11 protein-coding genes are annotated in these 11,557 nt (G+C 52.3%); 7 read left to right on the top strand and 4 right to left on the bottom strand.

Features of this window, described 5'->3' with window-relative positions:
* Positions 1 to 87 precede the first annotated feature (87 nt).
* From csgC to ACLJZ5_RS20275, 4 genes are all read left to right on the top strand, one after another.
* Entirely contained in the window at positions 88 to 414 is a 327-nt protein-coding gene (gene csgC / locus ACLJZ5_RS20290; protein ID WP_000557256.1) for a curli assembly chaperone CsgC, read from the top strand.
* Positions 415 to 544: 130 nt separating this feature from the next.
* Complete coding sequence (locus tag ACLJZ5_RS20285) at positions 545 to 865, top strand: type 1 fimbrial protein (protein ID WP_024798375.1); 321 nt, start codon at positions 545 to 547, stop codon at positions 863 to 865.
* An 86-nt stretch (positions 866 to 951) separates the two neighbouring features.
* Entirely contained in the window at positions 952 to 1,491 is a 540-nt protein-coding gene (ymdB, locus tag ACLJZ5_RS20280; RefSeq protein ID WP_000203941.1) for an O-acetyl-ADP-ribose deacetylase, read from the top strand.
* Positions 1,427 to 2,914, top strand: coding sequence for a phospholipase D family protein (locus tag ACLJZ5_RS20275; protein WP_000976323.1), 1,488 nt, complete (start codon positions 1,427 to 1,429; stop codon positions 2,912 to 2,914). Before ymdB ends, ACLJZ5_RS20275 begins: the two co-directional genes overlap by 65 nt.
* 16 nt (positions 2,915 to 2,930) lie before the next feature.
* On the opposite strand, the gene mdoC is transcribed toward ACLJZ5_RS20275, so the two are convergent.
* Entirely contained in the window at positions 2,931 to 4,085 is a 1,155-nt protein-coding gene (gene mdoC / locus ACLJZ5_RS20270) for a glucans biosynthesis protein MdoC (RefSeq protein ID WP_020898666.1), read from the bottom strand.
* Positions 4,086 to 4,356: 271 nt separating this feature from the next.
* Between mdoC and mdoG the strand changes: the two genes are divergently transcribed.
* The 3 genes from mdoG to ACLJZ5_RS20255 all read left to right on the top strand — a co-directional run bounded on the left by mdoG (position 4,357) and on the right by ACLJZ5_RS20255 (position 8,729).
* Positions 4,357 to 5,892 carry a glucans biosynthesis protein MdoG gene (gene mdoG / locus ACLJZ5_RS20265; protein ID WP_001562609.1) on the top strand — a complete coding sequence of 512 codons (1,536 nt, stop codon included), beginning with the start codon at positions 4,357 to 4,359 and terminating at the stop codon, positions 5,890 to 5,892.
* Complete coding sequence (gene mdoH / locus ACLJZ5_RS20260; protein ID WP_001044607.1) at positions 5,885 to 8,428, top strand: glucans biosynthesis glucosyltransferase MdoH; 2,544 nt, start codon at positions 5,885 to 5,887, stop codon at positions 8,426 to 8,428. The genes mdoG and mdoH overlap by 8 nt, the downstream gene beginning before the upstream one ends.
* A gap of 73 nt (positions 8,429 to 8,501) precedes the next feature.
* Complete coding sequence (locus ACLJZ5_RS20255) at positions 8,502 to 8,729, top strand: YceK/YidQ family lipoprotein (RefSeq protein ID WP_001217832.1); 228 nt, start codon at positions 8,502 to 8,504, stop codon at positions 8,727 to 8,729.
* On the opposite strand, the gene ACLJZ5_RS20250 is transcribed toward ACLJZ5_RS20255, so the two are convergent.
* The 3 genes from ACLJZ5_RS20250 to ACLJZ5_RS20240 all read right to left on the bottom strand — a co-directional run bounded on the left by ACLJZ5_RS20250 (position 8,730) and on the right by ACLJZ5_RS20240 (position 11,476).
* Positions 8,730 to 9,104 (bottom strand): MysB family protein, encoded by a 375-nt coding sequence (locus ACLJZ5_RS20250; protein WP_001534912.1) that lies wholly within the window; start codon positions 9,102 to 9,104, stop codon positions 8,730 to 8,732.
* 81 nt (positions 9,105 to 9,185) lie between these two features.
* On the bottom strand, positions 9,186 to 10,400 hold the full coding sequence (mdtG, locus tag ACLJZ5_RS20245; protein ID WP_024798076.1) for a multidrug efflux MFS transporter MdtG: 1,215 nt from the start codon (positions 10,398 to 10,400) through the stop codon (positions 9,186 to 9,188).
* Positions 10,401 to 10,555: 155 nt separating this feature from the next.
* The gene (locus ACLJZ5_RS20240) at positions 10,556 to 11,476 is read right to left on the bottom strand and encodes a Kdo(2)-lipid IV(A) acyltransferase (protein WP_000163973.1); all 921 of its coding nucleotides are present in this window, start codon (positions 11,474 to 11,476) and stop codon (positions 10,556 to 10,558) included.
* Positions 11,477 to 11,557 lie beyond the last annotated feature (81 nt).

Genomic DNA, 11,557 nt, shown 5'->3' with positions numbered 1-11,557 from the left:
TGTTAGGGCGCGGCTGGTAAGAGAGCCTTACAGGCGCATCTGAAAAACCTCCGGCTATGCCGGAGGATATTTATTCGGGAGGAAATTATGCATACTTTATTGCTCCTTGCCGCACTTTCAAATCAGATTACGTTTACCACGACTCAGCAAGGCGATATTTACACGGTGATCCCTCAGGTCACATTAAACGAACCCTGCGTCTGTCAGGTGCAAATTCTCTCTGTGCGCGACGGCGTCGGGGGACAAAGCCATACACAGCAAAAACAAACGCTATCTTTACCTGCTAATCAACCGATTGAGTTGTCTCGTCTTAGTGTAAATATATCTTCAGAGGACTCGGTTAAAATTATTGTTACTGTTTCGGACGGACAATCACTGCATTTATCACAACAATGGCCGCCTTCTGCACAGTAGTTTTTGATGGTGGCGGAAATGGATTGGCTGACCTGGGTATAAAGAGGCGATAAAAGCGTCTCATCGTCTCGGCATGTCGCTAAAAGGTAACGCCGAACCCTCGAGGATGACTAATCATTGAGGAGTTAACATGTCCGTAATCAAGAAAAATATCCCTGCCATAGGCCTGTGTATCTGCGCTTTTTTTATCCATTCTGCGGTAGGGCAACAAACGGTACAGGGCGGCGTTATCCATTTTCGCGGCGCGATTGTTGAGCCACTGTGCGATATTTCTACTCACGCCGAAAATATTGATTTAACCTGCCTGCGCGAAGGTAAAAAGCAAATGCACCGGATTGACCTTCGGCAGGCATCTGGATTACTGCAGGATATTCAGTCCATTGCGACGGTGAGGCTGCATTATCTCGATGCGCAAAAAAGCCTGGCGGTGATGAATATTGAGTACCGTTAACGGCGGTGTCATAGATATAAAAAGAGCGACTCTGTTGAAAGCCCTGCTGTACACTTTGCAGATAAGGTGAGACAAAAGGGGGGGTTATGACATCACGTCTTCAGGTCATACAGGGTGATATCACTCAACTTAGCGTCGATGCGATTGTGAATGCCGCTAACGCATCATTAATGGGCGGCGGTGGCGTAGACGGCGCGATTCATCGCGCGGCGGGGCCGGCATTGCTGGACGCCTGTAAACTCATCCGTCAGCAACAGGGCGAATGTCAGACGGGACATGCGGTTATCACGCCTGCTGGCAAGCTTTCGGCAAAGGCGGTTATTCACACAGTGGGGCCCGTCTGGCGAGGCGGCGAACACCAGGAAGCTGAGCTACTCGAAGAGGCATACCGGAATTGTTTGCTGCTTGCCGAGGCGAATCACTTTCGTTCCATCGCTTTTCCGGCAATCAGTACCGGCGTTTATGGCTATCCACGCGCCCAGGCCGCTGAGATCGCCGTCAGGACGGTTTCAGATTTTATTACCCGTTACGCTCTGCCTGAACAGGTATACTTTGTCTGTTATGATGAAGAAACTGCCCGGCTTTACGCAAGATTACTTACTCAGCAAGGCGACGACCCTGCCTGATAAAACACGCCTGGAGCGTGCCGTTGAACCGCTATGCGCGCGCCATCCCGGAGAGTGCGGCATTCTCGCGCTGGATAACAGTCTGGACGCTTTTGCCGCCCGCTACCGCCTGACCGAAATGGCGGCGCGGACGCTGGATGTGCAGTATTATATTTGGGAAGACGATATGTCCGGGCGGCTGCTCTTTTCGGTTCTGCTGTCGGCGGCGAAGCGCGGCGTTCATGTTCGTCTGCTGCTGGATGATAACAATACGCCTGGTCTGGATGATACGTTGCGCTTGCTGGACAGCCATCCTAATATCGAAGTTCGTCTGTTTAATCCTTTCTCTTTTCGTACGCTACGCGCGCTGGGATATTTGACGGATTTTGCGCGGCTGAATCGGCGGATGCACAATAAAAGTTACACTGCCGACGGCGTAGTGACGCTGGTCGGTGGGCGCAACATCGGCGATGCCTATTTCGGCGCTGGCGAGGAGCCGCTATTTTCCGATCTGGACGTGATGGCCATTGGCCCGGTGGTCAATGATGTCGCCAATGATTTTGAACGTTACTGGCGCTGTAGTTCAGTGTCGACATTGCAGCAAGTATTATCCCTTTCTGAGCAGGAACTGACGCAGCGTATCGAACTTCCCGAATCCTGGTATAACGATGAGATCACCCGCCGTTATCTGCATAAGCTGGAAACCAGCCAGTTTATGGCGGATCTCGATCGCGGAACGTTGCCGCTGATTTGGGCAAAAACACGCTTGCTTAGCGATGACCCTTCTAAAGGCGAGGGGAAGGCGCAGCGCCATTCGCTTCTTCCGCAGCGATTATTTGACGTGATGGGGTCGCCGACGGAGCGTATCGACATTATTTCCGCTTACTTTGTCCCTACGCGCGCAGGCGTGGCGCAGTTGCTTAATCTGGTCAGGAAAGGTGTGAAGATCGCCATCTTAACTAACTCTCTGGCGGCCAACGATGTGGCGGTCGTTCACGCAGGGTACGCGCGCTGGCGCAAGAAATTACTGCGCTATGGCGTGGAGCTCTACGAACTGAAACCGACCCGCGAACATGAAACCGCCGTACATGATCGCGGACTCACCGGGAACTCAGGTTCCAGCTTACATGCTAAAACGTTCAGTATTGATGGTAGTAAGGTGTTTATCGGGTCGCTTAATTTTGATCCCCGTTCAACGCTTTTAAATACCGAAATGGGCTTTGTCATTGAAAGTGAAACGCTGGCGACGCTTATTCATAAGCGTTTTACGCAGAGCCAACGCGATGCGGCCTGGCAACTGCGGCTGGATCGCTGGGGACGAATTAACTGGATCGATCGTCAGCAAGAAGAGGAAAAGGTGTTAAAGAAAGAACCCGCTACGCGTTTCTGGCAGCGAGTTCTGGTACGGTTGGCGGCAATTTTACCTGTGGAATGGTTGCTGTGAACCCGCGCGCGGAAAACTACCCGATCGCGGCGCGGCTTTCTTGTTTTACCGGCGGTTTACCTGAAAAGAGAAATTTCAGGAGCGGGATGCGTAAATGAATTTCATACAGAATTAACGCAATACCCATAACAAATATCAGCCCGCACAAGAACCCGATCAGGTTGGAGGAGATATGCGGCGTAATATACGCGCCAAAGAAAAGCGTTAAGGGATGATGCACCAGATAAATAAACAGCGAAGCATTCACGAAATAGGTGACGCGCGCGGACTGGAAGTTTAACAAGCGATGCCCCAGTGAGAATACCACGTTCACCATCCACAGCCCCATTACCATCGTAATCACGGATTCGGTTTCGTACATCCAGGCGTCGCCGCTCCCATAACGTTGATTCAGCAGATAGGCGATAAAAGCAACGGCAGCGCCTAAAGTGCATCCGCGTGAGGGCGTGGTGAAGCGCGCTTTCAGATCGGGGTGAATGAAGGCCAACGCGCCGAGAATAAAAAACGGCACATAAAATAGCGTTTGCATCACAATAAAATTGAACATGCCGTCACTGAGGATTGCTGGATATACGATGAAAATAATGCGCCTGATAGCGGCGTAAGCGATCCCCAGCAGGAAAAAAATAAGCGAAAGCCTGGCCAGTGAAATAGCGGCGGGACGAGGCTTGCTTGTTTCCTGCCTTTTTTGGAACCAGGTAAAAATCCCGATGCTGACTGTGGTTAATATCACCAGCACCAGTAAAAACCACAGGTGTGAAATGAGTTCCCACGCTAACGTATTATATTTTTCATAGGCAGAGAGTGTAGGCCAGTTCTCTGTTTTCTCTTTGACATATTGCAACAGGATAAATTGCGGCAAGGTAAGCAAAGGGATTGCGGTAAGCATGGGAATACCCACACGTTCTACCCGTACTTTCCACCAGCGTTTTAACGGATAACGTAAAAACAACATGTACGAAAAATAACCAGAAATAACAAAAAACACCTGCATACGAAAAGCGTGGATAAAATCGTTAAACAGGGTTAGCCACCACGATGGCGTGGCGCTATTGACATGCCAACTGTGAGTGGAATAGATCAACGAGATATGAAAGGGAATCCCTAACAACATCAACCATGCGCGGATAGAGTCAAGAAAATATTCACGCGGCGCGGGTACAGAGCTCATATAAGGTCACGTATTCTCAGATTTTTCACCTTATCCATAAGGCGAATTATAGTTACATTCGGTAGCAACCCTACACCAACTCCGACAACCTGTCTCCAGGATAAGCACGCAAAGTGAAAACAGGCGCGGGAGGTGCTTAATCCATGAGCCAGCGCGCTGAACAAAGCCTGGATTCAGTTGTCGTAATGCCTGATTATCCATTAAAATGGATCGGATCGATATAAGCACACAAAGGGGGAAGTGCTTACTTATTATGAAACATAAACGACAAATGATGAAAATGCGTTGGTTGGGCGCAGCTATTATGTTAACGCTCTACGCATCATCGAGCTGGGCGTTCAGTATTGATGACGTGGCAAAACAAGCTCAATCTTTAGCCGGGAAAGGCTATGAGGCGCCTAAAAGCAACTTGCCCTCCGTTTTCCGCGACATGAAATATGCGGATTATCAGCAGATCCAGTTTAACAGCGATAAAGCCTACTGGAACAACTTAAAGACCCCTTTTAAGCTCGAATTTTACCATCAGGGGATGTACTTCGATACGCCGGTCAAGATTAACGAAGTGACGGCGACGACGGTCAAAAGAATCAAATACAGCCCGGATTACTTCAATTTTGGCAATGTTCAGCACGATAAAGACACGGTAAAAGATTTAGGCTTCGCCGGGTTCAAAGTCCTGTACCCCATCAACAGTAAAGATAAGAACGACGAAATCGTCAGTATGCTTGGCGCCAGCTATTTCCGTGTTATCGGCGCAGGCCAGGTATATGGCTTATCTGCGCGCGGCCTGGCGATTGATACCGCCTTACCATCTGGTGAAGAGTTTCCCCGCTTTCGCGAGTTCTGGATTGAGCGTCCAAAACCCACCGATAAGCGTTTGACCGTCTATGCATTACTGGATTCTCCGCGCGCGACCGGCGCTTACCGTTTTGTGATCATTCCTGGCCGCGATACCGTGGTGGACGTGCAGTCAAAAGTCTATCTGCGCGATAAAGTGGGCAAGCTGGGCGTTGCGCCATTAACCAGTATGTTCCTGTTTGGGCCAAACCAGCCGTCGCCGACGACCAACTATCGTCCGGAACTGCATGACTCGAACGGCTTATCCATTCATGCGGGTAATGGCGAGTGGATTTGGCGTCCGCTGAACAATCCAAAACACCTCGCTGTGAGCAGCTATGCAATGGAAAACCCTCAGGGATTCGGCCTGTTGCAGCGTGGTCGCGAGTTCTCGCGCTTTGAAGATTTAGACGATCGCTACGACCTGCGTCCAAGCGCCTGGATTACCCCGAAAGGCGACTGGGGCAAAGGTAAGGTTGAACTGGTTGAAATTCCGACCAATGATGAAACCAACGATAACATCGTCGCTTACTGGACTCCGGATCAACTGCCGGAACCGGGTAAAGAGATGAACTTCAAGTACACTCTGACCTTCAGCCGCGATGAAGATAAACTTCATGCGCCGGATAATGCCTGGGTGCTGCAAACACGCCGCTCAACGGGCGACGTTAAACAGTCAAATCTGATTCGCCAGCCCGACGGCACTATTGCCTTTGTGGTGGATTTCGTTGGCGCCGACATGAAAAAACTGCCGCCGGATACGCCCGTCGCTGCGCAAACCAGCATTGGCGATAACGGTGAAATCGTTGACAGTAATGTACGCTATAACCCAGTCACTAAAGGCTGGCGTTTAATGCTGCGCGTGAAAGTCAAAGACGCGAAGAAAACCACGGAAATGCGTGCCGCATTGGTGAATGCCGATCAGACGCTAAGTGAAACCTGGAGCTACCAGTTACCTGCCAATGAATAAAACAACTGAGTATATTGACGCACTGCTGCTTTCTGAACGTGAGAAAGCGGCATTGCCGAAAACTGACATCCGCGCCGTGCATCAGGCGCTGGATGCCGAGCATCGGACTTACTCGCGAGAAGACGATTCACCGCAGGGTTCCGTAAAAGCCCGCCTTGAACACGCCTGGCCGGATTCATTGGCGAAGGGGCAGTTAATTAAAGATGATGAAGGGCGCGATCAGTTGCAGGCTATGCCAAAAGCGACGCGCTCTTCGATGTTTCCCGATCCCTGGCGAACCAACCCGGTTGGACGTTTCTGGGATCGTCTGCGTGGGCGGGATGTAACGCCGCGCTATGTTTCTCGTCTGACAAAAGAAGAGCAGGCGAGCGAGCAAAAATGGCGTACCGTCGGCACTATACGCCGCTATATTTTGTTAATTTTGACTCTGGCGCAAACCGTCGTCGCGACCTGGTATATGAAGACCATTCTGCCTTATCAGGGATGGGCGCTCATCAATCCTATGGATATGGTGGGGCAGGATATTTGGGTCTCTTTTATGCAGCTCCTGCCCTACATGCTGCAAACCGGTATCCTGATTCTGTTTGCCGTGCTGTTCTGCTGGGTGTCAGCCGGATTCTGGACGGCGCTGATGGGCTTCCTGCAACTGCTTATCGGGCGCGATAAGTACAGCATCTCCGCGTCTACGGTTGGCGATGAGCCCCTCAATCCGGAACACCGGACGGCGCTGATCATGCCTATCTGTAATGAAGACGTTAGCCGCGTTTTCGCCGGTCTGCGCGCGACCTGGGAGTCCGTTAAAGCCACAGGCAACGCCGCGCATTTCGACGTCTATATCCTTAGCGACAGTTATAACCCGGATATCTGCGTGGCGGAGCAAAAGGCGTGGATGGAGCTTATCGCGGAAGTGCAGGGCGAAGGCCAAATTTTTTACCGTCGCCGCCGCCGCCGTATGAAACGCAAAAGCGGCAATATTGACGATTTTTGCCGCCGCTGGGGCAATCAGTACAGCTATATGGTGGTGCTGGACGCGGACTCAGTGATGAGCGGCGAGTGTCTGAGCGGGCTGGTGCGCCTGATGGAAGCGAATCCAAACGCCGGGATTATCCAGTCTTCGCCGAAAGCGTCGGGGATGGATACTCTGTATGCCCGCTGCCAACAGTTCGCGACCCGTGTTTATGGGCCGCTGTTTACCGCCGGGCTGCACTTCTGGCAGTTGGGGGAGTCGCACTACTGGGGGCACAATGCCATTATCCGCGTGAAGCCGTTTATCGAGCACTGCGCTCTGGCGCCGCTGCCGGGAGAAGGTTCGTTCGCCGGATCGATTCTTTCCCACGACTTTGTGGAGGCGGCGCTAATGCGTCGGGCAGGGTGGGGCGTCTGGATTGCCTACGATCTCCCCGGTTCCTATGAAGAGCTGCCGCCAAACCTGCTGGATGAGCTTAAACGCGACCGCCGCTGGTGTCACGGCAACCTGATGAACTTTCGTCTGTTCCTGGTGAAAGGAATGCACCCGGTGCATCGCGCCGTGTTCCTGACGGGGGTAATGTCATATCTGTCCGCGCCGTTATGGTTCATGTTCCTCGCGCTTTCTACCGCGCTGCAGGTCGTTCATGCGTTAACGGAGCCGCAATATTTCCTTCAGCCGCGCCAGCTTTTTCCGGTCTGGCCGCAGTGGCGTCCGGAACTGGCAATCGCGCTGTTTGCGTCAACGATGGTGCTGCTGTTCCTGCCGAAGCTGCTCAGTATTATGCTGATCTGGTGTAAAGGCACCAAAGAGTATGGCGGTTTCTGGCGCGTTACGCTGTCGCTGTTGTTGGAAGTGCTGTTCTCCGTGTTGCTGGCGCCGGTGCGTATGCTGTTTCATACCGTGTTTGTGGTCAGCGCGTTCCTCGGCTGGGAAGTGGTCTGGAACTCACCGCAACGCGACGATGATTCTACGCCGTGGGGAGAAGCCTTTATGCGTCACGGCTCTCAACTGCTGCTGGGGCTGGTCTGGGCGGTGGGTATGGCGTGGCTGGATTTACGCTTTCTGTTCTGGCTGGCGCCGATTGTCTTTTCGCTGATTCTGTCGCCATTTGTTTCGGTGATCTCCAGTCGTTCAACGGTAGGATTACGCACCAAACGCTGGAAGCTGTTCCTGATCCCGGAAGAGTATTCGCCGCCTCAGGTGTTGGTCGATACCGATAAATATCTGGAGATGAATCGCCGCCGTATTCTGGACGATGGCTTTATGCATGCGGTATTTAACCCGTCGCTTAATGCGCTGGCGACCGCGATGGCCACTGCGCGTCACCGCGCCAGTAAGGTGCTGGAAATAGCCCGCGATCGTCATGTGGAGCAGGCGCTAAACGAAACGCCGGAGAAACTGAACCGCGATCGGCGTCTGGTTTTGCTCAGCGATCCGGTGACAATGGCGCGTTTACACTATCGGGTCTGGAATGCGCCAGAGAGATACTCTTCCTGGGTAAACCATTATCAGTCTCTCGTCCTGAATCCGCAGGCGTTGCAGGGACGAGCATCGTCAGCGGGATAAGGTCTTCAGGTCTGGAGTGAGGTGAAAAATACCGGCGTGATGCCGGTATTTTTATAGTGAAATGAGGTATCAGGTGCGTATATTCGCGGTGAGCATAATGGTGATTACCCTGAGCGGCTGCGGCAGTATTATCAGCAGAACGATCCCCGGACAAGGACACGGCAACCAGTATTACCCTGGCGTGCAGTGGGATATGCGTGATTCCGCATGGCGCTATATCACTATCCTCGATCTGCCCTTCTCACTGATCTTCGATACACTGCTACTGCCGCTCGATATTCACCACGGGCCTTATGAGTAATTAACGCTCATCCCATTCGTCTGCCGCAGTACGGCCTTCCTCGGTATCAAGCGGGGGTTCAAGCTGGAATTCCCCTTCATCCCATTCATGCAAAGTATTCTCTTCCTGCCATTCCTGGCGGATCTCTATCTCATCATAATCGCCGTCAAACACGCTCTGCGCGGCTTCACCACTCAGCATCGGCAGACATTCGCCATCTGCACCTTCATCGGCGAAAAATTCGACCTGCCACATGATGTCCCCATCCTGCAGTACATATTTCTGAACGTTGAACTGCTGCACATTCGCTTCATCTTGTTCGAGGCCTGGATGGTCAGCCAGAAATTCTTCCCGGGCTGCATCGATAGCTTCTTCCAGCGTGGCATACATGGTCATCAGTGTCTCCCTTTGATTTGACGAGGTATTTAGGGAAAGAATAGCTGATTCTGTGATATTGCAAGTATGAAAGCGCAAAAATCATTCTATTGCCAGTCTGCGCCGTCGTAAGCTGTTCCATGAATAGATAACATTGAACAACACCACGCCTGCCGTGACGCAGAATACGGCGCGGAAGCCATAGTTTGCGGAAATTGCGGCGCCCATGAGAGGGCCGGTGACGTTGCCGATATCGCGGAAAGATTGGTTGTAACTGAATATGCGCCCGGCTATCTGGTTGGTAGAGTTGTAAACCAGCAGAGTTTGAACGGCTGGCAGCAGCGCGCCATCCGCCGCGCCAAGCAGAAACCGCAATAGCGCGAGCTGCCACGGCGTTTGCACAAAAGACATTGGAATCAGCAGCAGTACGGAAATAATCAGCGCGACGATAAGAATCTTTTCCGGGCCAATTCTGTCGCCGAGCTTGCCGAGTCGGGGGGCGCTAAGTAATGCCGCCACGCCGGGAACGGACGCTATCATCCCGCTAATGAACGCAATATTACTGACATTTCCCGCGAGTTCGCGCACATAGAGCGTCAGGATGGGCGCAATAGACCCCGTCGCCACCTGAATAATCAGCGTGGTGACAAACAGGCTTAACACCAGGCGGGGATTTTTTAACGAGGCGACCACTTCCCGAACGTGAAGCATCTCTTTTTTGCTCACTGGCAGGAAATTCTCGCGAATAAAAAAGAAGGTGAGCAGAAAACAGATAAACAAAACGCTGGCGGTAATAAAAAAGACCGGGCGAAGGCCGTAATGGTCGGCGAGCAGACCGCCCGCAAGTGGGCCAAGCAGAGCGCCGCTGACGCCGCCAGTAGAGAGCGTCCCTAACGCCCAGCCGCTTTTGTGGCGCGGCACCTGAGTGGCGATGAGCGCATTGGCGTTGGGAATAAATCCGCCCAGCAGGCCTAATAACGCGCGGAGGATCAGAAATTGCCAGATATTTTGCGCCATGCCCATTAACAGCATCACAATGGCCATGCCGAGAGCGGAACGCAACAGCATGATCTTACGCCCTTTACGATCCGCCAGACCGCCCCAAAAAGGGGAAGCGATAGCTGAAAAGAGGAACGTAATACTAAAGACCAGTCCGGACCACATGTTGAGCGCGCTATGGCCTGTTACGCCGAGTTGCTCAACGTAGAGAGGGAGAAAAGGCATGACCAGACTGAATGCCGCGCCGGTTAAAAAACAGCCCAGCCAGGTAACGGTTAGATTGCGTTTCCAGTTTATGGGGACATCAGAGGGTGACATAGCGTTCCACAGTATGATAGCGCGGTTTGCGCTATCATCAATTTAATTATGAGCGTACTAATTATAATTATGCGCCGACCTTACCAGCCTCGCAATGTGGGGAGCTTTTAAAGCTAAAAGAGGGGAAAAATTGCAGCCTGACGGCTGCAATCCTGTCAATAGCGCGACGGTACGCCTTCAGGGCGAGTTTTAAAGCGGCGATGCAGCCACATATACTGCTCTGGCGCCATCATAATGCACTGCTCAACAATCTTATTCATCCACGCGGCAGTCGCTTCTGCGCTCTCCAGCGGAGGCGAATATTCCGCAGGAAGAATGATCAGTTCGTAGCCTTTCCCATCGGGTTTACGGCGAGGCACGAAGGGGATAATACAGGCTTTAGACATGCGCGCGAGCATCCAGGTACCGGAGGTCGTGGCGGCCTGGTCGACGGCGAATAATGGTACAAAAACGCTGGCGCGCGGACCATAATCGTGATCCGGCGCATACCAGATCAATTCGCCGCTTTTCAATGCCTTAACCATGCCTTTCAGATCTTTGCGATCCAACATCGATTTATTGGATCGTAAGCGCCCCCAGGTCTGTAACCAGTCGAGCAACGGATTATCATTCGGGCGATAAACTCCGATACCCGGGTTATGCATACCAAACATGCGGGCGCCAAACTCAAGGGTAAGAAAATGTATTCCTACCAGAATGAACCCCAGCCCCTGCGCCTTAACTTCACGGATATGCTCCAGACCGCTCGCTTCCATCCAGCGGTTCACTCGCCGATCGGGCCAGAACCAGGCCATGCCGGTTTCCATCACGCCCATACCGACGGATTCAAAGTTTTTGACCACCATGGTGTGGCGTTCCTGCGCGCTCATTTCCGGAAAGCATAATTCAAGGTTGCGATAGGCGATTTTCGCGCGGCGTTTCATTACGCGTCGCGCCAGGTGGCCCAATGCGCAACCCAATTTATAGATGACCGGGTAGGGGAGTTGCACGACCAACCAAAGCGCGCCTATACCCAACCAGGTTAACCAATAGCGCGGGTGCAGTAAGGCCACGGAGAACTTAGGCAACTTCGTCATTTCTATCCTGTCTTTCAACGAACAATTCCCCGTATTCTCGCATCTTTTTGCGTTGAGCAAAAATATGTAGCAGGAGAGTGG

Origin of the sequence: Salmonella sp. 5800 (assembly GCF_046558195.1) — a bacterium.
In the GTDB taxonomy this organism is placed as follows: Bacteria; Pseudomonadota; Gammaproteobacteria; order Enterobacterales; family Enterobacteriaceae; genus Salmonella; species Salmonella enterica.
Note: the sequence above shows the minus strand (reverse complement) of the source record. Positions and strands in the feature narration are given on the sequence as shown.

Coding starts and splice junctions, on each gene's coding strand:
- mdoH (WP_001044607.1), top strand. CDS start 5,885: ATGAATAAAACAACTGAGTATATTGACGCACTGCTGCTTTCTGAACGT.
- mdoG (WP_001562609.1), top strand. CDS start 4,357: ATGATGAAAATGCGTTGGTTGGGCGCAGCTATTATGTTAACGCTCTAC.
- ACLJZ5_RS20240 (WP_000163973.1), bottom strand. CDS start 11,476: ATGACGAAGTTGCCTAAGTTCTCCGTGGCCTTACTGCACCCGCGCTAT.
- ymdB (WP_000203941.1), top strand. CDS start 952: ATGACATCACGTCTTCAGGTCATACAGGGTGATATCACTCAACTTAGC.
- ACLJZ5_RS20250 (WP_001534912.1), bottom strand. CDS start 9,104: ATGACCATGTATGCCACGCTGGAAGAAGCTATCGATGCAGCCCGGGAA.
- mdtG (WP_024798076.1), bottom strand. CDS start 10,400: ATGTCACCCTCTGATGTCCCCATAAACTGGAAACGCAATCTAACCGTT.
- csgC (WP_000557256.1), top strand. CDS start 88: ATGCATACTTTATTGCTCCTTGCCGCACTTTCAAATCAGATTACGTTT.
- mdoC (WP_020898666.1), bottom strand. CDS start 4,085: ATGAGCTCTGTACCCGCGCCGCGTGAATATTTTCTTGACTCTATCCGC.
- ACLJZ5_RS20275 (WP_000976323.1), top strand. CDS start 1,427: ATGATGAAGAAACTGCCCGGCTTTACGCAAGATTACTTACTCAGCAAG.
- ACLJZ5_RS20285 (WP_024798375.1), top strand. CDS start 545: ATGTCCGTAATCAAGAAAAATATCCCTGCCATAGGCCTGTGTATCTGC.